Annotated in this window: 24 protein-coding genes and 1 tRNA gene; 11 read left to right on the top strand and 14 right to left on the bottom strand. The window is 61.0% G+C overall.

Annotated elements, in window-relative coordinates; translation table 11 throughout:
* Nucleotides 1–26: 26 nt before the first annotated feature.
* From ACN0SO_RS21395 to ACN0SO_RS21385, 3 genes are all read right to left on the bottom strand, one after another.
* On the bottom strand, nucleotides 27–1,412 hold the full coding sequence (locus tag ACN0SO_RS21395; RefSeq protein WP_417680890.1) for an MFS transporter: 1,386 nt from the start codon (nucleotides 1,410–1,412) through the stop codon (nucleotides 27–29).
* Nucleotides 1,409–1,972 (bottom strand): chalcone isomerase family protein, encoded by a 564-nt coding sequence (locus ACN0SO_RS21390; RefSeq protein WP_417680888.1) that lies wholly within the window; start codon nucleotides 1,970–1,972, stop codon nucleotides 1,409–1,411. The genes ACN0SO_RS21395 and ACN0SO_RS21390 overlap by 4 nt, the downstream gene beginning before the upstream one ends.
* A 334-nt stretch (nucleotides 1,973–2,306) precedes the next feature.
* Nucleotides 2,307–2,381 (bottom strand) — tRNA-Gly (locus ACN0SO_RS21385).
* 260 nt (nucleotides 2,382–2,641) lie between these two features.
* On the opposite strand from ACN0SO_RS21385, the gene ACN0SO_RS21380 reads away from it, so the two are divergent.
* From ACN0SO_RS21380 to ACN0SO_RS21365, 4 genes are all read left to right on the top strand, one after another.
* Complete coding sequence (locus ACN0SO_RS21380) at nucleotides 2,642–3,163, top strand: prolyl-tRNA synthetase associated domain-containing protein (protein ID WP_417680886.1); 522 nt, start codon at nucleotides 2,642–2,644, stop codon at nucleotides 3,161–3,163.
* A 123-nt stretch (nucleotides 3,164–3,286) separates the two neighbouring features.
* Nucleotides 3,287–4,279 carry a thioredoxin gene (gene trxA, locus ACN0SO_RS21375; protein ID WP_417680884.1) on the top strand — a complete coding sequence of 331 codons (993 nt, stop codon included), beginning with the start codon at nucleotides 3,287–3,289 and terminating at the stop codon, nucleotides 4,277–4,279.
* Nucleotides 4,280–4,364: 85 nt separating this feature from the next.
* Nucleotides 4,365–5,048 carry an LON peptidase substrate-binding domain-containing protein gene (locus ACN0SO_RS21370; RefSeq protein WP_417680882.1) on the top strand — a complete coding sequence of 228 codons (684 nt, stop codon included), beginning with the start codon at nucleotides 4,365–4,367 and terminating at the stop codon, nucleotides 5,046–5,048.
* Between the two features lie 23 nt (nucleotides 5,049–5,071).
* Nucleotides 5,072–5,263: a Trm112 family protein gene (locus ACN0SO_RS21365; RefSeq protein WP_417680880.1), complete on the top strand. Its 192-nt coding sequence runs from the start codon at nucleotides 5,072–5,074 to the stop codon at nucleotides 5,261–5,263.
* Between the two features lie 56 nt (nucleotides 5,264–5,319).
* On the opposite strand, the gene ACN0SO_RS21360 is transcribed toward ACN0SO_RS21365, so the two are convergent.
* Together ACN0SO_RS21360 and ACN0SO_RS21355 are read right to left on the bottom strand one after the other, a co-directional pair.
* Nucleotides 5,320–5,640: a DUF167 family protein gene (locus tag ACN0SO_RS21360; protein WP_417680878.1), complete on the bottom strand. Its 321-nt coding sequence runs from the start codon at nucleotides 5,638–5,640 to the stop codon at nucleotides 5,320–5,322.
* A 16-nt stretch (nucleotides 5,641–5,656) separates the two neighbouring features.
* Entirely contained in the window at nucleotides 5,657–5,947 is a 291-nt protein-coding gene (locus tag ACN0SO_RS21355; protein WP_417680876.1) for a YggT family protein, read from the bottom strand.
* Nucleotides 5,948–6,197: 250 nt separating this feature from the next.
* On the opposite strand from ACN0SO_RS21355, the gene ACN0SO_RS21350 reads away from it, so the two are divergent.
* Entirely contained in the window at nucleotides 6,198–7,004 is an 807-nt protein-coding gene (locus tag ACN0SO_RS21350) for a MipA/OmpV family protein (RefSeq protein ID WP_417680874.1), read from the top strand.
* Between the two features lie 70 nt (nucleotides 7,005–7,074).
* On the opposite strand, the gene ACN0SO_RS21345 is transcribed toward ACN0SO_RS21350, so the two are convergent.
* Nucleotides 7,075–7,902 (bottom strand): pentapeptide repeat-containing protein, encoded by an 828-nt coding sequence (locus tag ACN0SO_RS21345; protein ID WP_417680872.1) that lies wholly within the window; start codon nucleotides 7,900–7,902, stop codon nucleotides 7,075–7,077.
* Between the two features lie 260 nt (nucleotides 7,903–8,162).
* Here ACN0SO_RS21345 and ACN0SO_RS21340 point away from each other — a divergent pair, with 260 nt between their 5' ends.
* Nucleotides 8,163–8,552 carry a L,D-transpeptidase gene (locus ACN0SO_RS21340; RefSeq protein ID WP_417680942.1) on the top strand — a complete coding sequence of 130 codons (390 nt, stop codon included), beginning with the start codon at nucleotides 8,163–8,165 and terminating at the stop codon, nucleotides 8,550–8,552.
* 381 nt (nucleotides 8,553–8,933) lie between these two features.
* On the opposite strand, the gene ACN0SO_RS21335 is transcribed toward ACN0SO_RS21340, so the two are convergent.
* From ACN0SO_RS21335 to ACN0SO_RS21320, 4 genes are all read right to left on the bottom strand, one after another.
* The gene (locus tag ACN0SO_RS21335) at nucleotides 8,934–9,500 is read right to left on the bottom strand and encodes a hypothetical protein (protein ID WP_417680870.1); all 567 of its coding nucleotides are present in this window, start codon (nucleotides 9,498–9,500) and stop codon (nucleotides 8,934–8,936) included.
* Between the two features lie 151 nt (nucleotides 9,501–9,651).
* Nucleotides 9,652–10,434: a 3-hydroxybutyrate dehydrogenase gene (locus ACN0SO_RS21330; RefSeq protein WP_417680868.1), complete on the bottom strand. Its 783-nt coding sequence runs from the start codon at nucleotides 10,432–10,434 to the stop codon at nucleotides 9,652–9,654.
* 235 nt (nucleotides 10,435–10,669) lie between these two features.
* Entirely contained in the window at nucleotides 10,670–11,557 is an 888-nt protein-coding gene (locus ACN0SO_RS21325) for a 4-hydroxy-3-methylbut-2-en-1-yl diphosphate synthase (RefSeq protein WP_417680866.1), read from the bottom strand.
* Nucleotides 11,558–11,612: 55 nt separating this feature from the next.
* Entirely contained in the window at nucleotides 11,613–12,431 is an 819-nt protein-coding gene (locus ACN0SO_RS21320) for a hypothetical protein (protein ID WP_417680865.1), read from the bottom strand.
* A gap of 189 nt (nucleotides 12,432–12,620) precedes the next feature.
* Between ACN0SO_RS21320 and ispG the strand changes: the two genes are divergently transcribed.
* Genes ispG through ACN0SO_RS21305 form a run of 3 tightly spaced genes read left to right on the top strand, consistent with a single transcriptional unit; the run spans nucleotide 12,621 to nucleotide 15,548 of the window.
* Nucleotides 12,621–13,901, top strand: coding sequence for a flavodoxin-dependent (E)-4-hydroxy-3-methylbut-2-enyl-diphosphate synthase (gene ispG / locus ACN0SO_RS21315; RefSeq protein WP_417680940.1), 1,281 nt, complete (start codon nucleotides 12,621–12,623; stop codon nucleotides 13,899–13,901).
* 14 nt (nucleotides 13,902–13,915) lie between these two features.
* Nucleotides 13,916–14,818 (top strand): pyridoxal kinase, encoded by a 903-nt coding sequence (pdxY, locus tag ACN0SO_RS21310; protein WP_417680863.1) that lies wholly within the window; start codon nucleotides 13,916–13,918, stop codon nucleotides 14,816–14,818.
* Nucleotides 14,811–15,548 (top strand): DUF429 domain-containing protein, encoded by a 738-nt coding sequence (locus tag ACN0SO_RS21305; RefSeq protein WP_417680861.1) that lies wholly within the window; start codon nucleotides 14,811–14,813, stop codon nucleotides 15,546–15,548. Before pdxY ends, ACN0SO_RS21305 begins: the two co-directional genes overlap by 8 nt.
* Before the next feature lie 18 nt (nucleotides 15,549–15,566).
* Here the strand turns inward: ACN0SO_RS21305 and ACN0SO_RS21300 are convergent, their stop codons facing one another.
* The 3 genes from ACN0SO_RS21300 to ACN0SO_RS21290 all read right to left on the bottom strand — a co-directional run bounded on the left by ACN0SO_RS21300 (nucleotide 15,567) and on the right by ACN0SO_RS21290 (nucleotide 19,124).
* Nucleotides 15,567–16,784 carry a L,D-transpeptidase family protein gene (locus ACN0SO_RS21300; RefSeq protein WP_417680859.1) on the bottom strand — a complete coding sequence of 406 codons (1,218 nt, stop codon included), beginning with the start codon at nucleotides 16,782–16,784 and terminating at the stop codon, nucleotides 15,567–15,569.
* A gap of 361 nt (nucleotides 16,785–17,145) precedes the next feature.
* On the bottom strand, nucleotides 17,146–18,102 hold the full coding sequence (locus ACN0SO_RS21295) for an acetyl-CoA carboxylase carboxyltransferase subunit alpha (RefSeq protein ID WP_417680857.1): 957 nt from the start codon (nucleotides 18,100–18,102) through the stop codon (nucleotides 17,146–17,148).
* A 194-nt stretch (nucleotides 18,103–18,296) separates the two neighbouring features.
* Complete coding sequence (locus ACN0SO_RS21290; RefSeq protein WP_417680855.1) at nucleotides 18,297–19,124, bottom strand: DUF3108 domain-containing protein; 828 nt, start codon at nucleotides 19,122–19,124, stop codon at nucleotides 18,297–18,299.
* 434 nt (nucleotides 19,125–19,558) lie between these two features.
* Between ACN0SO_RS21290 and rpmB the strand changes: the two genes are divergently transcribed.
* On the top strand, nucleotides 19,559–19,855 hold the full coding sequence (gene rpmB / locus ACN0SO_RS21285; protein ID WP_417680853.1) for a 50S ribosomal protein L28: 297 nt from the start codon (nucleotides 19,559–19,561) through the stop codon (nucleotides 19,853–19,855).
* 19 nt (nucleotides 19,856–19,874) lie between these two features.
* On the top strand, nucleotides 19,875–20,528 hold the full coding sequence (locus tag ACN0SO_RS21280) for a queuosine precursor transporter (RefSeq protein WP_417680851.1): 654 nt from the start codon (nucleotides 19,875–19,877) through the stop codon (nucleotides 20,526–20,528).
* A gap of 227 nt (nucleotides 20,529–20,755) precedes the next feature.
* Here the strand turns inward: ACN0SO_RS21280 and ACN0SO_RS21275 are convergent, their stop codons facing one another.
* Nucleotides 20,756–21,379, bottom strand: coding sequence for a LysE family translocator (locus tag ACN0SO_RS21275; RefSeq protein ID WP_417680849.1), 624 nt, complete (start codon nucleotides 21,377–21,379; stop codon nucleotides 20,756–20,758).
* Nucleotides 21,380–21,381: the final 2 nt, after the last annotated feature.

Genomic DNA, 21,381 nt, shown 5'->3' with positions numbered 1-21,381 from the left:
TGCGGAAAAGATCTTCGGAATTTTGATCAGCCCCACCTGTGAGGCCCGGATTTACTGTCAGTGCATGACCGGTCTGTGCGGAAAGGAAGCGTGAGCGTGTTTTCCGCCATCAACAGGCCGATCAGGGCCGCGATCTTCAACAAGCAAGGCAAGGCGGCATAGGTCAGGCTGAGAACCCAGTCGAGCCGCGGCGTCATTTCGCTCCCCGGTGCGTATCCGAGAAGACCCAGGATGGGCAGGGCCAGGCCCGTGGCCGCGGCCAGAGACGCCTTCGACAAAAGCGCCATGAGCGAAAACAGGCGCGAGGCTTCGGCCTGTCGCTTGTCCGCATCGATATGATCGGCGAGCAGTGCCGGCGGAAGCGCCAGATCCGCGCCGAGCGCCAGTCCGGACAGGCCGCAAACGACGGCATAGGCTGCCAGGTCGCCGCGCCCCAGCAAGGCCGCCCAGATGAACGTGACCACGGCAAGGCCGAGCGACAGTTGCCAGGCCCGGACTTTTCCAAAGCGGGCCGCAAGGCGGATCCACAGCGGCATGGAGACCGTGCCGGCCAGGAAATAGATCAGAAGGAACAGTCCCGTAAAGGCTTCGGCCCCCAGTCTGTCGCGGACGAAAAACAGCACCAGAACGGCCGGACTGGCGCTGGCGAAGGTGCTCAGCAGCACCAGGGAGAAAAAGGTTGTTCGCCAACGGTTTTTGAGCAATGTGCGCCAGCTTTCCGGTGCGGAGGTTGCCGACGGCAGAGACAGTTTTGCCGACTTCAACCACACCATCAAAAGAAAGAAGGCGCCGGCGAGCAGCGGCAGATAGGCAAGGGTGAGATAATGAAAGGCAAGCGTTTGTCCGGTCCACTGCGTCAGCAAGGTCGGCATGATCGCGGCGGCCAGCAGGCCCAGGAGCCCGAGCGCCTCGCGGCCGCCGGTGACCCGCGTCCGCTCGACCGGAGACGTCTTCCACAAGCCGCCAAGGGTCTGAAGATTGATGGTTACGACGGAAAAGCCCGTGGTGCATATCAGGACCGAAACGGCAAACCAGGTGAGGGGAGCTGACGCGACCGGATGAAAAAGCATCCAGAACCCGCCGCCCAGCATCACTGTCCCGGCCAGCAAAACAGCCGGTCTGTGGGTATGGAACCGGTCACTGAGACTTCCGATGAGCGGATCCTGGAAGGCGTCGATCATGCGCAGGGCGAGCAGGACCAGTCCCAGGCTTGCCAACGGCTGGGCCAGCGTGACCGCATAAAAGTCGGGCGCATGGAGATAGATCGGCAGTCCCGCGAAGGACAGGGGAAAGGCAAGGGCGCCATATGTCAGCAGCGCCTTTGCCGGGATCCGTGTCGGACCCGCCGGCTCCTCACAAGACGACCGGTCCGCCGTTGCGGATTGGTGTATTGGCGCTTTTGCGTCGTTCACGAGTCCGCGCCGACCAGTTTGTCGCGCAGTTCAGGGTTTCCCGTGCGGTTTCCGAGCCAGATGGAAAAGAAACGCCTGGTGAAGGCCGCGTCGGAAATCGTGCCTATTCTCCGGTTGCCGAGATAAAAGGTCGCCTTGTCGGATGACGTCCTGACGCCTGTGATCGACTGACCCGCGGAAACGTTCGGAAAGATCGCTTCCATCTGCCGGGTCCATTTTGCCAGTTGTCCCTCCGACGCACCGAGCTTGCGCATCTCGTCGGCAGACCTCCTGGCAATGGCACTGCCTTTGAAGTTTCGCAGATAGGTCAGCTTCAAGGCGAACGGCTTTGAAGGCGAATAGGTTCCTCCCGGCGCATAAAGCTCGGCGTCAAAGATCTTGAATCCCAGGAAGGTGAGGCGTCCCTTGCCAACCAGGCTCGCCGAGGGGACAGAACCTGCTGCCGCGCCAAGATCCGCCCGTGCCGGCACCAGGCTCGGCGGCGACATCAAGGCGATGGAGACAATGGCGGCGATGAGCAGAAATCGGACATTCCAGTTGCCTGAGTAACGTTTTTGCATCGAACCCTCCTGTGAACCTATGAAAGATACGCAGGAACACTCAGGTTGGATTGCCGGGCGTTTGGTTATTGGCGGAGGCGAAAGCGGCCGTCCTACAGACAAAAACAGTCATCCGGAGCAATGTGCATACCGACCGGCAGCCGGTTTTTCGCAATGGAACGTGCGTCAAAATTCGATGGGGCAAGTTGGTGAATTAACAGGAACGCGACATGCCCTGGAAACTGTGTAACCGCATGGTAACCACGGCGCTTATGGACGCCTGCGCTGGCTAACCTTCAATAGCCCAAAAACAACAAAAGCCGCGGAGATCCGCAGCTTTTGTCGTTTCAGAATTTGGAGCGGGCGAAGGGATTCGAACCCTCGACCCCAACCTTGGCAAGGTTGTGCTCTACCCCTGAGCTACACCCGCATTTTGTCCGACCGCGTCGCTTCATCAGCGCCGTCCGTCGGCGAGGTGCGCAGTATATGGACCAAGCCGGGACGGATTGCAACAGGCAATTTCTGCAAAATTTTTTGCAGGCCCAGCTGTGGATCTTTTGTGGATGCGCTGGCGCAGGATCGGGGGAAGATCAAGGGAAATCGGGCCCAGATGCCGCAACGACGTTCTTGAGACGGCGGGCGGATCGGGTTAGACAGCGCAGGAGATGACCAGATTTTTAGGGGACCTTGATGCCTGCCAGCCGCGACGACCTGATGGAATTTTTCGACAGCCTCGGGATCAAGGTCACCACCGTGGACCATGAGCCGGTCTTTACCGTGGCCGAATCCGGCGACCTGCATGACCGGATCGCCGGCGGGCACACCAAGAACCTGTTTCTGAAAGACAAGAAGGGACGGCTGTTTCTGGTGGTCGCGCTGCATGACGCCACGATCGACCTGAAGAAGATCCATCATCTGATCGGCGCGCAGGGGCGGGTGTCCTTCGGCAATGCGGATCTGCTGATGGAGGTGCTGGGTGTCACACCGGGGTCGGTGACGCCCTTTACCCTGATCAACGACCGGGAGGGGCAGCGGGTCACGCCGGTATTCGACGCGGCGATGATACAACACGACATCCTGAATTTTCATCCCCTGTCCAATGACGCGACCACGACGATCTCCCGCGACGATCTGCTGGTTTTCGCAAAGGGTTGCGGCCACGAACCGCAGGTGCTGGCGGTCAGCGAGGAAGCGCAATCGGCGGGTTTGTAATTCCGGCCTGACAGGGCCATGTTAGGAACAACTTGCGGGGCTTGGGGACGGTGTGTCCGCATGTCGCGCATCGGCGGACAAAAGCCCGAAAACCGGGGCGCCTGAAAAATTGAGGCATAGACGATGAACACTGACAATTATTCCGTGGGCGGCCAATTCGGCGGCAGTTTCGGCGGGGGCATGAGCGGCGGCTTCGGCGGCGGAAACGACGGTGGTGGTCATGGCGGTGGCGCTGGAGATGCCGGCGGCGACCTCATCAAGGAAGTTACCACACAGAGCTTCATGCAGGACGTGATCGAGGCCTCCAAGACCCAGCCCGTGCTGGTCGACTTCTGGGCGCCGTGGTGCGGTCCGTGCCGTCAGCTGACGCCGGTGATCGAAGCGGCGGTGACGGCGGCTAAAGGCGCTGTCAAGCTTGCCAAGATGAACATCGACGAACATCCGGAAGTGGCTGGCCAGATGGGCATTCAGTCGATCCCGGCCGTGATCGCCTTCAAGGACGGACAGCCGGTCGACGGTTTCATGGGCGCCCAGTCGGAAAGCCAGGTGAAGGCGTTCATCGAGAAGCTCGGCGGCGCTGCCCCGGTCAGCCAGGCGGACCAGTTCCTGGAGCAGGCCGAGGCGCTGCTGGAAGCCAAGGACTTCGGACAGGCGGCCCAGCTCTTCGGCGCAGCCATGCAGGCGGAGCCGGACAATGTGCGTGCCATATCCGGCCTGGCGCAATGCTATCTGAGTGTGAACGAGGTCGAGCGCGCCAAACAGGCGCTTGAGATGGTGCCGGCCGAAAAGCAGAGCGATGCCGCCTATGTGGCGGCCAAGGCTGCCCTGGACCTTGCCGAGCAGGCGGAAGCGCTCGGCGATCTTTCGGAGTTCGAGGAACGTATCGCCAAGGACCCCCTCGATCACCAGGCCCGTTTCGACCTGGCGCTCGGTCTGAACGGCAACGGCGACCGGACAGGCGCCGTCGATCAGCTGATCGAGATCGTCCGCCGCGACCGCGAGTGGAACGAGGACGGGGCACGCTTGCAGCTGCTGCAGTTTTTCGAAGCCTGGGGCCCCAAGGAGCCGGCAACCAATTACGGACGGCGGAAACTGTCGGCGGTCCTGTTTTCTTGACGTCACGCCGGACAGCAACAGATATCCATGAAGGGCAGGCAAGTTATTGCTGCGTCGGACACGATGATCTGGAAGGCTTGAAGTGATGCAGGCGGGAAATGCGATCTATGAAACCATTGCGGACTTGCCGCCGGTTCTGCCTGTCTTTCCGTTGTCCGGTGCCCTGCTGCTGCCCAGGACCCAGTTGCCGCTGAATATTTTCGAGCCGCGCTACATCGATATGGTCGACGCGGCTCTAGCGGGAAACCGGCTGATCGGCATGGTCCAGCCCTCGCCGGACATGATCCAGATGGATCCGGATCATCCGGTACTCGCGCCGGTCGGGTGCGTTGGCCGTCTGACCAGCTTTCAGGAATCCGGCGACGGGCGCTATCTCATCACCCTGCAGGGGGTGACCCGGTTCGCCGTCGGCCGGGAGCTCGACACGATCACGGCTTTCCGGCAGGTGGAATGCGACTTTGCCGCCTTTTCCCATGATCTGACCACCGGTGTCGGCGAGGAGGATGTGGACCGTCACGGCCTGCTGAAGGTGTTGCGCGACTATCTGGATGCGAACAATCTGGAAGCCGACTGGCAGAGCGTTTCAGAGGCGGAAACGGAAGTTCTGGTCAACGCGCTTTGTATGATGTGCCCTTACGGCGCGCAGGAAAAGCAGGCGCTTCTGGAGGCCAGGGACCTCAGGACGCGGGCGGAAACCCTGATTGCCATCACCGAGATGGATCTCGCCAAGACGAATAACGGCGGCGATGGCGGCACGACCCTGCAGTAAGGGCGGGGCTTCGGGAGTGGAACATGAACGAACAGACAAAACGCAAGGTCGATCGCAAGCTCCTGGAACTGCTGGTCTGCCCGGTCACGAAAACCACGCTGGAATATGACGAGGCAAACCAGGAACTGATTTCCCGGGCCGCGAAGCTCGCCTATCCGATCCGCAACGGCATCCCGATCATGCTGGCGGAGGAAGCCCGTCCCCTGGAGGCCTGAGATCCCTGGAGGCCTGAGATTCGTGGAGGACTGACCGGCGGCAGTCCGTGCACGGCTTAGTCAGAGCAAATCGACGCAAGTACGCCGCCGATCAGCTCCGCATCACCGGTTAACCGCAGGGTCTTGATCCGTGAGGTCGTGCCGCTTTCCAGGTCGACGGCCGATTTCGGCAGTCCGACGGCCTTGGCAACCAGCTTGATCAGCGCTTTATTCGCTGCGCCCTTCTCGGGAACGGCCCTGACACGGGCTTTCAGCACACAGCGGCCATCGGCGAGGCAATCGATCCCGTCGATCCCGTCCTTCGACGATTTCGGCGTCAGGCGGACATCCACCAGAACATCATCGCCGGACGACCGCCAGGGATGGTCGGCGGACACCGATCAGGCTCCGGTCTTAATAGACGTTCGGAGCGATATAGAGAACGATGACGTTCTGGATGAGGAAGATGCCGAGCAGTAGAATGATCGGCGATATGTCGACGCCGCCGAGATTCGGCATGAAGCGGCGGATGGGCCGAAGCACCGGCTCGGTCAGGTTGTAAAGCACCTGCCCGATCATTGCGACCACCTGATTGCTGGAATTGATGATGTTGAACGCGTAGAGCCAGGAAAAGATCGCGCTGGCGATGACCACGTAGACGTAGAGGTTCAGCGCCATCATAACCACGTTGAGAATTGCCAGCATCAGTTTTCGTCCATCACCAATTTGGGGCCAATTTGGGTTCGTCCTGGTGCTTCATGTAGCTTTCTCGCAGCCGTCCTGCAAGACGCAGCATGTCCCGGACGGTGATACGGTAAATGCTCAAGCCGCTTTCGCGCCATTAACCGGTGCGTAAATGCAACAGATCAAGACAATCGATTCACTCCTATACCGCCGGTAATCTTTTTCTGTGCTAATGTCCCGGAAAGTTCGAACAATGTCCTCGGGATTCCAGATGACCACTCATTTCGCACGCTGCCTTTTGGGCGCGACCGCCCTTGCAGCACTCATTGTTCCGGCCCAGGCGCAGGATGCTTATCCGGCCGCGGAGAAGCCGGTGCGTCAATACGTCATGGACCTCGGTATCGGCGGCATGGTGCAGCCCCGTTATGAAGGTGCGGATTCCTATCTGATCTATCCGTTCCCGATCATTTCCGTATCGAATTTCTACTTCCCGGGCCTCGGGCAGATTGCTGACGGAAAGAAAAGGAGCGGTTTCTTCGTCTATCCGTCGTTCAACTTTATCGGCGAACGCAGTGCCAGCGACAGTGCGGACCTGACCGGGACCAAAACCGTCAACTGGGCGCTTGAGCTTGGGCTGGGTGGCGGCTTCCGGACCGATCATTTCCGGGCCTTTGCCGAGTTGCGCCAGGGCATCAATGGCCATCACGGCCAGGTGGGTCAGCTTGGCGCCGATGCGATCTTCTTTCCCATGGACAAGGTTGAATGGAGCATCGGTCCGCGCACCAGTTTCGCTACCGGCGATTACATGGATACCTATTTCGGCGTGACCGCGGCTGAAGCGGCTGCAAGCGGCGGGCGCCTGACCGCCTATGATCCCGACGCCGGGTTCAAGTCCGTCGGGCTTGCCACCCGCATCAGCTACAACGTCACCGACGATGTCCGGCTGCATCTGCAGGGCGGTTACGATCGTCTGGTCGGGGATGCGGCAGACAGCCCGATCACCAAGGCGGGCGACAAGAACCAGTTCAGTATCGGCCTGGGCGCGACCTACAGGTTCTCGTTCGACCTGTTCAATTAAGGTCTGAACGTTTCAGCCTGAAAAAAATGCGCGGCGTTTGCCGCGCTTTTTGTTTGAGCAGTCCCGGGCCTCAGGAGCAGGGCTCCAGGGTAATGCCTTTGGGCAGCTTCGTGTTTGCATCGCCGCAGGCACCGATGATGCGTGCCGGGTCGAGACCCTCGACGCCGGTCAGGTCGGCGCCGGGAAGGCGCGTGTGGCGCAAGAGAGCATCGGACAAATCCGCATCCCTCAGGTTTGCGCCTGTCAGGTCCGCACTGGAAAGGCGAACGCCGGTCAGGTCGGCACCTTCGAAGGAAGCGCCGACGCCCTTTATCCGGTCCAGATCGGAATGTTTCAGGCGGGCGCCGGAGAAGTCCGCGCCGGACAGGTTGCTGCGCTCAAGGTCGACGACATCCATTTTCGCGCCCTTGAAGCTCGCGTTCGCGGCATTGACCCGGATCAGGGTGCTGTCGCGCAAGTCCGTATTGGTGAGATCTGCGCCTTCCAGGTTCGTCTCGTTGAAGTCGGTGTTTCTGAGATCCGCACCCTTGAAGTTGGCGCGGGGAAGATTTGCCTTCTCCAGGTCGGCACCGCGCATGGAGGCGCCGGTAAAGTCGGCGGACGACATATCCGCGCGTTCCGCTTCCGTCCGGCGCAGGTCCGCCTCGCGGAAGGAGCTGTTCGGCAGGACGGCTCCCTTCATGTCGGCTTCCCGCAAAATGGCGCCATCGAAATTCCCGCCATCGATATTCAATTGCCGGAGTTCGCCGAGCCGGAGATCGCATTTCCTGCAGCCCTTGTCGGCATTGATCTTGTCGATGTCCTGTGCGGATGCGGGCGCAGCCGCCACGGCCATGACGCCGATTATGGCGGCGGAAAGAAATCCGGAGATATGCCTTAACGAATGTGTGGATCGCATGTCGGTTCCCTGATCCTGCTTTACCTCAATCACATAGGTCGTCCCTGTGGCACCTTAAAGGCATGCCGGCCGAGAATGCCAGACTAATCCCGACCGCGGAGGATTATCGCCCGATGCTCTAAATCGAGGTATCCGGAGGAGGAGCGCCAAGCTGTTGATAGAAAAGAAAGGCTATTCGTGTTATCTGTTCCCCGTTCTCATGATGGGGGTAAGTAATGCGTTTTTTCAAAGCCCTTTTGGTGTCTTGTTTTGTTTTTACGATGTGGTGCGCCGGTTCCGGAGCGAATGCGGCGACCATTGTCGCCAAAGTCGACTTGTCGGATCAGAAAATGCGGGTCTACATCAACGGTATTCCGCGGCACTCCTGGCCGGTTTCAACCGCCCGGCGCGGGTACCGCACGCCGGTCGGAACGTTTCGCCCGGGCCGTATGCATGTGCGGTATTTTTCCAAGAAGTACCATAACTCGCCGATGCCCTATTCCGTCTTCTTTCTTGGCGGCTACGCAATCCACGGCACCACGGCCATCAAGAACTTGGGCCGGCCGGCCTCGCATGGCTGTATCCGGCTGCATCCCGACAATGCTGCGCGCCTGTTCTCGCTGATTACTGAAAACGGCAAGCAGAATACAAAGATCATCGTGACCCGGTAGGCCGAAGCCGACGGGAAACCTGTTCGGGCGATTTTCCTGAAAGGGACGGAGGGAAGAAGCAGGCGGGGTCGCAGTTGCCTGCCTCTTCCATCCATTGTCGCTGACGACGCACAACCTGACAATCAGCGTGCCATAGCTATCGCAAATGCCTTGCCAATTGGTTTCCGCACCGCCGGTCACAAGCCCTAGGCTCCCGCCGATCCCCCATCCCAAGATATTGATTGCTTTAAGAAACAGGTAACGATGCCTGCGTTGCGAAATGCAAGGCAGGATGCGACCAGACCGTTAATGCCGCTTAACTTGCGCCGGCAGGCCGGTGTTTGACCTGAAAGCAGAATTTTATGGGTCCGTCCCTAAGTGCCTGGGAAACGGTGGCCGGTCTTATTGGAACGGATTGTCGCTGCCACCACTGCCGTTACTGCTGCCGAACGGGTTGTCCGTGGGTTTGGAATAGCGCTCGCGCCAGTGTCGCGCGCAGTTGAAGAGCGACGAAAGCATCCTGCTCGTCTGTTTGAGACTGAAGCGCATGGTCTGGTTTGCCGCAACGACCGTCAGCATGTTGCCTCGGCGAAACCGGTTGAACAGGTTGTCGTCGCCGGGAAGCAGGACTTTCACTTGGTTTGGGGCGATCGCGGTTGCCGTGCCCTCGTAGGCTTTGCTGCGGTCGACCCGGTATTCCACCGGGTACGTGTCGCCTTCGGTGAGTTTCCAGTTGTCGTTGGCCAGTCCGAGTGCCCATGTCATGTCGCGGTTTATGGAAAAAACCAGCGTGATCCCGCTCTTGTAACTCGCCGATGCGGCGCAGTGGCTGAATTCACCTGTCTGCGTGTGGGTATAGGCGCCGCCGTTCCAATTCCCGATTGTTATCTCTGAGATTTGTTCGGCTGAGGCCGGCAGAGCAAAAATCAGACTTCCCATGCACGCGGCAGCAATCGATCTGTACCACATTGCCGGCTCCTCCTTCCGTCGCGGTATCCCATGATGTGCCAGGAATGCGGTTCTGGCAATTTGGGGTAACACGCATAGGTAAGAGGATCGGTTGCAGGCCTGAAGCCGGACGGGACAGCCCGCCCGGCCCAAAAAAAGCGCCGGATCGCCGTTACTGAGCCGTCCAGCCACCATCCATCGACAGGATGCTGCCGGTGATGGCGGAAGCGGTCGGAGAGCACAGGAACACGGCAAAGCCCGCAACCTGATCCACGGTGATGAACTGCTTGGTCGGCTGTGCCTTCAGCAGGACATCGCGCTTGACCTCGTCTTCCGTCATGTTCCGCGCCTTCATCGTGTCCGGGATCTGGGCTTCCACCAGGGGGGTCCAGACATAGCCCGGGCAGATCGCATTGACGGTGACGCCCTGCTCGGCGACCTCGAGCGCGACGGTCTTGGTCAGGCCGGCAATGCCGTGCTTGGCGGCCACATAGGCGGCCTTGTAGGGCGAGGCGACCAGCGCGTGGGCGGAGGCTGTGTTGATGATCCGGCCCCAGCCGCGCTTCTTCATGCCCGGCACGGCCGCCCGGATGGCGTGGAACGCAGACGACAGGTTGATGGCGATGATGGCGTTCCACTTGTCGATCGGGAATTCGTCGACGGGGGCCACGTGCTGGATGCCGGCGTTGTTCATCAGGACGTCGACGGATCCGAGCTCGTTCTCGGCATTCGAAATCATGTTCGCGATTTCGTCCGGCTTGGTCATGTCGGCCGCCGAATAGATACAGCGAACACCGAAGTCCTTCTCGATACCGGCACGCTCGGCTTCGATGGCGTCCGCATCGCCGAAACCGTTGATCACCACATTCGCACCCTGTTCGGCAAATCCGCGGGCGCAGGCAAGGCCGATCCCCGAGGTGGATCCGGTGACGACAGCGGTTTTCTTATCGAGCATTTCTACATCTCCTCATCAATGAAGCGGAAGTTTGTCCGGTTTTCTTCAAACGGGTGGAAAGGGTTACTGGTCTTGACGGGGGCCGCACATCGGAGCCCGGATCGTCGACACCGTGTTTCGGCAATTTGTTGAGTGGCGCATTGAGGCGGCTGCATCCTGAATTCCGCGACACTAACACAGACTGATTGCAGTGCAGCATCATGATTTTGTAATGGCGCCTGCTGGCCATCCGGTTTCAGGATTTCCGAAGGCGCCGGACCCGCTCCAACGCCTTTTTCGCTTTTTCTCGGGCGTGCAGTCGGCGTGCGTCAGCGTTCTCATAATCCGTTTGCGTCAATCCCAGCCGGGCCGCGAAGCGTTCGCGGATCAGGCCGTAGAAGGTGGCGTGGAGGCTTGCGAAAATCCAGACGCCGAGCAGCGTCAGCCCCGTCGGAAACAGGGCCGAACGGATCTGGAGCATGATCGGATCCGCGGGAAGAACGGCATTGAACGCCTGCAGTACGAGCATCCACAGCCCGATCAGGCACCCTGCCAGCAGGCTCATGACCAACGCAGAAAAAGCCATTGCCCAGCCGAGACCGGATGTCGCCCGCCAGGAGTCCTTCAAGGTAAGGGGATCGTCGACGGCGGCGGCCGGCAGGATGACGGAAAATTTTTGCACCACCATGAGCGCCACAAACGGGGCGGCGAACAGGAGAAACAGCCCGATCCCGCCCGTGACCGCAGCCAGAAGCAGCGCGACAATGATGAGCGGGATCAGGGCGGCCATGCCGATCAGGCTCAGGAGGATCTGGTTCAGGATCACGTTGACGGTCCGCTTGCCGAGGCTGAGCGGAAAATCACGGGCGTCGATCAGGATCCGGCGGACATAGGCGATGGCAATGGAAAAGCCGAGCAGGGCGTTTGCGAGCACCGCCAGAAGGCGAAGTCCGCCCTCGTCGGCGGCGGCGACCGGCTCGGTCATGTAGGAGACGGTCGAGAAACCCGCCGTTGGCGAAAGCGTTGCGCCGATCGCGAAATTCACCGCTAGCAGCACCAGGATATAGGCCCAGCCGGTTCTGGCCAACGTGCCGATGTTGTGCTGGGCAAGCGACCATGACCGTTCGAGCAGAGTGAGGAACACGGGCGGAAGTCTCCTATCGCAATCCGGGCCAGAGTCTCGGCCTGATATAGCGATTTCAGTCCGGGTTTGAAGGCGGTGTCTGGATGTAAGCGTGCTGTCTCTCGATGGCGATCCGATAAGCGGCGGTGATCACGGAGATGCCGAGTACGGTCAGGATGATCTGCAGGAGCACGTTCAACAGGGCCAGCTTGATCATGATCAGAAGTGCCAGCAGGCCGCCGCTGCCGGCCAGGACCGACAGATACTGAAGAAGGACGGCGACCAGAATGAAGGGGAAGAAAAGCACGATACCCGCCCCGATCATCGGCCAACCGAGACCCTGCCCGAGCCGGTAAGCCTCCTTCAGACCGATCGGACGTTCGACGGATACCGCCGGTAATACGAGATAGAGCCGCAGCATGTGCGGGGTAACGAAAACGGCGGCAATCAGCACCAGGATGACGATCAAGACGGGCGACTGGGTCGCGGCGGAAAGCAGGGCCGCCACGATGCTGATCGGCAGGAAGACGAGAAAGGCGACAAGGGCGATCAGCAGCGTCTTCACGATGAACCGGCCCTCGATTGCTCCGAGCTGCAAATGAATGAAACCCGGCCGTTCTCCAAGCAGCCCGAACCGATGCCACGCGACGGAGATCGACGCTGCGGCGACAATGCCGACGGCCATCATCAGGAGGCTCGCCAGCATCCGGGCCGGCGACACCTGCATGGGATCTCCCGTTGCCGTCGCGGTTTCCCCCGGCATGCCGCCAACCATCGCCTGCACCAGAAGCAGCAGGACGAATTGCAGGACAAACCAGGCGCCGCAGACCTTGAAGACCGTTTCCAGGTTGCCGAAAACGAGGGAGAAGGAGTCATTGAGAATGCGTCTGAACACGTCAGCTCCTATATGCGATCCGGTATATCGGTTGTTTTTATTGACAGTTTTGCCAGTTTAGCGGGAAGGGGCGATTTGTCATCAGGCTTTGATATACTCAGCCCATTGCCCTTTTGTCTGAGGAACACTAATCAATCGGTATGACTGCCCTGTCACGAAAAAAGACGGCAAATTGAATTGGCTGATCCCATGATCGACGATTTCGCAAAACCCCTGCCACGACGGGTGTCGGTGCCTGTTCGGGTCGGCAATGTCACGGTCGGCGGCGATGCGCCCATCGTGGTGCAGTCCATGACCAATACGGATACGGCGGACGCGGATGCCACGGTCGCCCAGGTCGCGGCCCTTGCGCGCGCCGGGTCGGAACTCGTCCGCATTACCGTCGACCGGCCGGAAGCCGCGGCCCAGGTGGCCCGGATCAAGGAGCGTCTGGATCGGATCGGGATCGATGTGCCGCTGGTTGGCGACTTTCATTACATCGGCCACAAGCTGCTTGCCGATTATCCGGATTGCGCGGCCGCGCTCGACAAGTACCGGATCAATCCGGGCAATGTGGGCTTCAAGGCCAAGCGGGATACCCAGTTCTCGCAGATCATCGATCTGGCGTTGAAATACGACAAGGCGGTGCGCATCGGCGTCAATTGGGGCTCGCTCGACCAGGAACTCCTGACCCGGCTGATGGATGAGAACGCGAAAAGCGATACCCCGGTCTCGGCCGCGGCGGTTATGCGCGAGGCGATCATCCAATCCGGTCTTCTGTCCGCCGAACGGGCCGAGGCGCTGGGCATGGGTCGGGATAAAATCATTCTGTCGGCCAAGGTCAGCCAGGTGCAGGACCTGATCGCCGTCTACGCCGATCTGGGCCGCCGCTGCGACTACGCGCTGCATCTGGGGCTCACCGAAGCCGGCATGGGAACCAAGGGGATCGTGTCTTCCGCGGCCTCCATGGGGATCCTGCTGCAGCAGGGCATCGGCGACACGATCCGTGTCTCATTGACGCCGGAACCGGGCGGCGACCGGACCCGGGAGGTTCAGGTGGCCCAGGAGCTTCTCCAGGTCATGGGCTTCCGTGCCTTCGTGCCCGTGGTGGCGGCCTGTCCGGGCTGCGGGCGGACCACGTCGACCGTGTTCCAGGAGCTTGCCAGCGACATTCAGGACCATATCCGCGTGTCGATGCCGGTCTGGCGGGAACAGTATCCCGGTGTGGAAAGCCTCAATGTGGCGGTGATGGGCTGTATCGTGAACGGGCCGGGGGAATCCAAGCATGCCGACATCGGCATTTCGCTTCCCGGAACCGGCGAAACGCCGTCCGCTCCGGTCTTCATCGACGGCGAGAAGGTCGCGACCCTGCGCGGGGAAGGCATTGCCGACGAGTTCAAGCAGATGGTTCTCGATTACATCGAAAACCGCTATGGTCGTGGCGCCTCCCAAGTGCCTTCCGAGCAAGCATTTTCAGGCAAGAGCGTCTGACGAAAGAACCGGACATGAACATACCTCAAGGCCAGCCGGCGGCGGTCAAAAAGCCCCTGCTGGTCATTACCTCTCAGGTCGTGCGCGGCGGGATCAGCGGCCGCGGACTGGTTTTTTCCCTGGAGCGGCTCGGCCATTCCGTCTGGTTCCTGCCGACGATCCTGTTGCCTTGGCATCCAGGGCAGGGCAAAGGCACGCGGATCACGCCAAATCCGGCCGATTTTTCCGCGATCGTCGCCGATCTTGTGGCCTCGCCCAAGCTTGCCGAGATCGGAGGGGTCCTGACCGGCTATCTCGGCCATCCGGACCAGGCAGCACCGATCGCGGAGCTGGTGAAGGCAGTCAAGCGCCACACGCCGGACGCGCCTTACGTCTGCGACCCGGTCATGGGAGACCGGACCGACGAGACGGACGGAAGTCTCTACGTGCCGCAGGCGACCGCTTCGGCCATACGCGACACGCTGGTGCCGCTCGCAGATATCGTTACGCCGAACTGTTTCGAACTGTCCTGGCTGACGGGCCGCAAGGTGACGAGTGAGTTGCAGGCCCTGTCCGCGGCGCGGACATTGGGCGCGGAGCGGGTGCTGGTGACCTCCGCGCCGGCGTTGCGGCGCAATGCGATCGCGAATCTTCTGGCCGGACCGCGCGGCGCCGTGGTTGCCGAGCATGCCATGGTACCTGACGCGCCTCACGGCACCGGCGACCTGATCGCCGGGCTGTTCCTCTCGCGCCACCTGGATGGTCTGTCCGACGAAGATGCGCTGGTGCGTGCCGCCGGTTCCGCCTTCGAACTGGTCGCACGCAGCGTGAAGAAGGGCGCGGACGAGCTGCTTTTCGCCGAAGAGCAGCAATCGCTCGGGCGGCCGATGGCCCTCGTCTCGAGCCGCCGCGTCCTGGAAACCGCCAGCCGTGCCTGAACAGGGCAACGTCCGGGTTGCTGGTGTCGATGGCTGCAAGGCCGGCTGGATCGCGGTCATTCGCGAGCTCGAAGACGCCGCAGAAACCCGTCTGGCCGTCTTTTCCTCTTTCGAGGAGGTCCTGGACTATTCGCCGGCCATTTCGGTGGTCGCCGTCGACATGCCGATCGGCCTTCCCGAGCGGATCGGACCCGGCGGACGCGGGCCGGAAAAGGCGGCCCGCCGGCATCTGGGCGAGCGGCAGTCCTCGGTCTTCGCGGTTCCGTCACGCGCGGCGGTCTATGCCGAGGATTACGCTCAGGCCTGCGAGGTCGCGCAGACGACGTCCGAACCGCCGAAGAAGGTTTCCAAGCAGGCCTTTTATCTGTTTCCGAAAATCCGCGAGATCGACGGGCTGATGACGCCGGAGCTGGAGGCGCGGGTCTACGAGGTCCATCCCGAACTCGCCTTCTGGCGACTGAATGGGGGTAAGGCGATGAGCCTGCCGAAAAAGGTCAAGAGCCGCGCCAACGGACCCGGCCTCGACCAGCGTCGGGACTTGCTTGTCTCATGCGGCTTTAAGCGGGATTTCCTCGACCAGCCGCCGCCGCGAGGCTGCGGACGGGACGATCTGCTGGATGCGGCGGCGAATTGCCTGATTGCGGAACGGATCTCCAATGGACGTGCAGAGCCGTTTCCGACGGATTACACGCGCGACGGCAAGGGCCTCAGGATGGCGATCTGGGCTTAAAAAGTTCCGATGGCCCAATCAGGGCTTCGGCTCGGGGGTCGCGGTCGTATCGATCGGTCCGACGGTGCCTTCGGTGTCTTCGGATTTCGGACCGAAGGGCAGCCAGCGCTTGAAGAAACCGGCTGTCGGGCTTTCCTTCTTTTCCGACTGCAAGGCAACGGCCTGGGTTTCGACCGCGGCTCCCGGCCGGGTCTGCTGGGGCGCTGCTGCAACGGAAGCGGTTGCCTCAGCCGCAGCGGCTTCCGTATTCTCAGACGTTTCGTCCGTGCTTGCTTCGGTAGCATCGCCTGGAGCTTTGGCGAATTTGGTCTGCCGTTCTTCCCACCGCTTCTGACGTTCGGCGCGGGCCTCGTATCTTGCCGCCAACTGCTGGTATTTCTCGTCGTCCTTGCGCTGCTTCTCCTGAACCAGCTGCTGCAGCCGGGGCGCTACCTCGTAGGCCGGGCATTTCGCGGCTGCCTTGAAGGGAACGCCTTCGACCAGCGTCGTGGCGTCGAAAACATATTTCTTCTCGCAGACCGAGACTTTCGGCGGCACCTTGGTCAGCTCGAAGTGATCGTAGCCGACCTTCAGCATGCGCCAGAAATCCATGTGCTCGCTGTCATAGTGCTTGGCCATGTTTTCCGGGGTCATGCGGAACGGGAACGCCTGCACCTGGAAAGAGCGCTGGCCGCCCTTGAAGCTGTCGCGGGCAAGCGCGTAGATGTCCTGAACCTGGGCATCGGTCATGGCGTAGCAGCCGCGCGACGAACAGGCGCCATGGACCATCAGGTTGGAGCCGGTCCGGCCATAGGAGCGGTCATACTGGTTCGGGTAACCGAGGTTGAAGGCCAGATGGTAACTGGAATTCGGGTTCATCAGGCCCGGAGTGATCTCGTAAAACCCTTCCGGCGCCTGACGGTCGCCCTCCTTGAATTTCGGGCCGAGCTTGCCGGACCACTTGCAGATCTCGAACGAGTCCAGAAGCGCAAAGCGGCCGTTGCGCTTTTCCTTCCAGACCTCCAGGGTGGATTCCTCCTTGAAGATCCGGATCATGATCGGCGATGTCGACGGCATGTCGAGATCTGTCATCTTGCGCTTGACGGGCGCGCTGACGGGGCGCTGGGCCTTCGGACCGTAGCCGAGCTCATCCGGCTGGCAGGCGGCGAGACCCCCGGCTACAAGAACCATGCCCGCAAGCCGGCCGGCGATCCGGCCCATGACCCGGGCACGGCTGGCGACGCGCGGAAAACGCATTGTTGGAAATTGTCCTGTCGGAAGGCGCCATGCCGCCATGTGATCGTCCCAAATACGCTTCATACCAGTGGTGCTTGCGGCCGGAGCGGTGTTATCCTCCGCGACGGAGTTTCGTCGTCCCGACCGGCCTCTCATCCCGAAAATCTATGAGATTATGGTTGCCAGCAGGTTACTCAAAACCGTCCCTTCAGTGAAAGACTAAGGTTCAGCACATTTTCGTCAACGCCTGACTGCCTCTACGTTATGCTTGAAGATCAGGCACGTCGTTCAATGCCTTGAAATTCTGGCTAAACAACGGCAGCGCCGCGCCCTTTCAGAAGGCGCGGAGAAAATCCTGTGGCGGACGCGAAAATGCTGGATGTCAGGACAGGGTGCGTCCGATCGCGAGAAATTTCTCGCGGCGGTGCTTGCGGATCTCGTCGGCGCTCTTGCCGGCAAGGTCGGCTAGGGCAGCCTCGATCGCCGATCCGGTCCGGTCGATCACGGTTTCCCGCGCCCGGTGCGCGCCACCGACCGGTTCCTCGACGATGCCGTCGATCACGCCGAGCTGCAGCAGGTCCTGAGCCGTGATCTTCATGTTGGTCGCCGCATCCTGCGCGCGCGCGCTGTCGCGCCAGAGGATCGATGCGGCGCCTTCCGGAGAAATCACCGAGTAGATCGCGTGTTCGAGCATCAGAACCTTGTTGGAGGTAGCGATGGCAATCGCTCCGCCCGACCCGCCTTCGCCGATCACGACCGACACGGTCGGTGAGCCGAGACCCAGACCCTTGTCGGTCGAGCGGGCAATCGCCTCTGCCTGGCCGCGTTCTTCCGCGCCGATCCCCGGATAGGCGCCGGCGGTGTCGACAAGAGAAATCACCGGCAGGCCGAAACGTTCCGCCATGTCCATGATCCGCACGGCCTTGCGGTAGCCTTCCGGACGGGCCATGCCGAAATTGTGTTTCAGGCGGGACTGGGTATCGGAGCCTTTTTCCTGGGCAAGGATGGCGACCGACTGTCCGCGAAACCGGCCGAGACCGGCGATGATCGCATGATCTTCGGCAAAATTGCGGTCGCCGGCCAACGGGGTGAAATCCTCGATCAGCCCGGCGACGTAATCCGCGGCATGGGGCCGGTCGGGATGGCGGGCGACCAGCGTTTTCTGCCAGGGGGTCAGTTTGGAATAGAGATCCTGCAGGGTTTGCGAGGACTTGCCCTTCAGGCGATTGATCTCGTCTTCCACATTGACGGCTTCTCCACCTGCGGCCAGTGCCCGCAATTCCTGGATCTTGCCTTCAATGTCGGCGACGGGTTTTTCGAATTCCAGATAGCTGTGCATCTACTCTCACACCTGAAACGCGCCACTGCCTGATCAATGAGGAGGGGCGTCTGTCCCGAATTTCCGGGAGGGTTGTTTGCGTAACGCTTGCCATGGGCTCTATCAAGAGACGGAACCGGGCGCAAGAGCGGCGTGGTCCGATGGCGACAAGGAGAGCCTCCGGACACGGGACCATTCGAAGTGGGAATGGGAGCCTATCTGGCGGCCTGGTCTCCGGCGCCGGATTTGATGTTGAGCTGGGACGCCTGCACCACAAGCCGGCCGGTTTTGGTGTCGATGGAGATCCGGTATGGGATCAGGACATTGCCGCCAAGGGGTGCCAGCCAGGCTTCCATTCCCGCCTGGGCCATGTATTTCACCGATTCCTTGGACGGGCGATGGCCTGCCACCGGAATCCATTTCGCCGTGCAGACGACGACCGGGCCGTCGTAGCCGTGTCCGGACACGTTTTTCGTGCCCTTGTAGCTCATCTTGATGTCGAAGCGGGTCCAGCCGTCGAAAATCGGCAGTTTGCGCTTGCAGGCTTCCGGGCCGATCAGGTCGTCCCGGGCCGGGACCGGCATCAGGGCCGCGCTCAAGGGATCCATCGCGTTGTTGCGATGCTTGGCCGTTACCTTGATCCGTTCCTTGTTCGGCTTGAACTGGGGCATCACTTCCATGGAGCGGATGTGTCCGGAGCCCTGGGCGAGGGCGACGTAGAAATCCCGGTTCGCCGCGTGCGACGCCATCTCGTATTTTGACGGAACGACCTTGTTTCCCAGAAGCCAGCCGGAGGCCTGCGCGCCACCCTTGCCAGTGCTAAACAAGGTGCCGACACCGGCCGGTTCCACGCCGACCTTGGCCGAATAGGCGTTGCCCTGCAGGACAAGAGCAAGACTGCCCCGCCCGATCGTCAGGCCGGCAATGGTGATGTTGTACAGGCCGCCGACACTGCTTTTCTGCGCTGCCGCCGGGGCCGTCCAAAGAGCGGTGGCCAGAACTGGCACAGCCAGAAACCGTCCGAATGACTTAAGACCTGACACTTCAAACCTCCACACTGCCCGTCCTCGGGCAGAGTTGCTGCGCCCCCGCGCGATTCCCATTGCGTATGGCCCACTGCGTTTGGGAAGATTGTCGGACCCTCTTCCGCAATCCTGAATACCAATGGCGCAATTGTTCGTTGTCATGGTAACTCTATGGTTAACATAACACAGAAGAGCCACCGAAAAATGCAGAAAGGATGACGGCACGGCAGCCGGCGCCCGGACGCGGCCACGAGATCACCTGAAACAGGCCGATTGCGCGAGAAATTCAGCCTGAACGCGCAGATGTCTTGACGATGGCGCGCGCGCCCTTTATAGCGGGGCAACTTTTTCCGAAAAATGCCGGAAATGCCGCAGCCGGGCCGGTGGCCCGCTCCTTTCCGGTCGTAACTGCCAGGCCATTCAAATCCGGCCAGAAGACAAAAGGTGATATCATGGCACGCCGCTGCGAACTCTCCGGCAAAGACGTGATGACGGGCAACAACGTCTCGCACGCCAACAACAGGAGCCGTCGCCGGTTCCTGCCGAACCTGTGCAACGTCTCCCTGCTGAGCGATACGCTCGGCGAGACCTTCAAGCTGCGCATCAGCGCGCATGCTCTGCGTTCGGTTGAACATCAGGGCGGTCTCGACGCTTACCTGCTGAAGGCTTCCGACGACAGCCTGTCGGACAAGGCGCGTCAGATCAAGGTCAGCATCAAGCGCCAGCAGGCGGAAGCTGCTGCCGCCTGAACCCTTTCGGGGATCTGAAATGACTGTTACCCGGAGATTCTCCGTGGGCCAATTCGCCATCGCGGTCGCCGCGATGGCTGTGGTCGTTGTTGCGTCCAATTACCTGGTCCAGTTTCCGGTCCAGGGCCATCTCGGTGCGCTCAACCTGGCCGATCTGCTCACTTGGGGCGCATTCACCTATCCTGCCGCATTTCTGGTCACGGACCTGACCAACCGCAAATTCGGACCGAATCCGGCCCGTCTTGTGGTGGCGGTCGGTTTTGTACTGGCTGTTGCGCTGTCGATACTGCTGTCGACGCCGCGCATCGCGGCCGCATCCGGTACGGCCTTTCTTGTCGCGCAGCTGCTCGATGTGACCGTTTTCAACCGCCTGCGCCGGTTGAGCTGGTGGAAGGCACCGTTCGCCTCCTCCCTGATTGGATCGGTGATCGATACGATCCTGTTCTTCTCCATCGCGTTCTCGGGCGCCTTCGCCGTTCTGCTCGGCTATTACGACGCGTTCGCAGTCGAGACGGCGCCGCTGCTGGGTGTATTCGCTGCGGAAGTGCCGCGCTGGATTTCCTGGGCGGTGGGCGATTTCAGCGTGAAGATCCTGGTCGCTGTCTTCCTGCTTGCGCCCTATCGCATTCTGCTCGGCCTGCTGGTCCCGATGCCGAAGGGTGCGGCTGCCTGATTTCTTTCTCACGTCATTCCAGACAAGAGCAGCAAAGCTGCGCGCTGATCTGGAATCCAGGCATCAGTCGCGCATAAGCGCGTCCTGTTTTTTATTGAATTTTGTCGTCGCTACGTTTGGGCTGACATCTGGATTTCCAGATCTGCGTTCGGCTGCGCCTCACTTGTCTGGAATGACGGCGTGAGGAGGAGGCAATTCTTGTACGGGCTATGCCTGTGCCGAACGCTCTAAACGATCCGGGTTGTCAGCAATTTGAAGCCGATCGCTCCGAATGCGATGGCGAACAGGCCGCTGAACCAGCGGTGAAGCCGCAAATACGCCAGCCGGACCGGGGTAATTGAAAACAGCCAGCCGTAGCCGATGAAAATGAGCGCGCTGAGCGAACCGACCGCAGCAATGATGGAGATGAGGTCCCCGGCCGTTGCGCCCGAGGGAACGCCAAGCGAGTAGAGCGATCCGAAAAACAGGATCGCCTTGGGGTTGGTCAGGTGGATGGCCAGGCCCTTGCGGAACGCCGCGCCCATGGAACCGATTTCCACGGGGCTGGCTTTCCTGCCCTGGCCGAAACAGGCCGACCGTGCCGAAACGATCGAAAGATAGATGAGATAGGCCGCGCCGGCGTAGCGCACGGCTTCGAACATCCAGGCATGGGTGAGCATGATCGCGCTCAGGCCGAAGGCGGCGGAGACCGACCAGGTCAGCGATCCGCACAGGACCCCGGAGCCGAGCGCCATGCCGATCCGGCGGCCGGAGGCCATGGAGGCGCCGGCGATCGCGAGGGTGGCCGGGCCGGGGCTCGGGATGGCGACAAGCGCGGCCCCGAGGATAAGCGGATAATTTACTGCGTCCATAA

This window comes from Roseibium sp. (genome assembly GCF_048260565.1).
GTDB lineage: Bacteria > Pseudomonadota > Alphaproteobacteria > Rhizobiales > Stappiaceae > Roseibium.
This window is presented reverse-complemented; position numbering and strand designations above follow the sequence as displayed.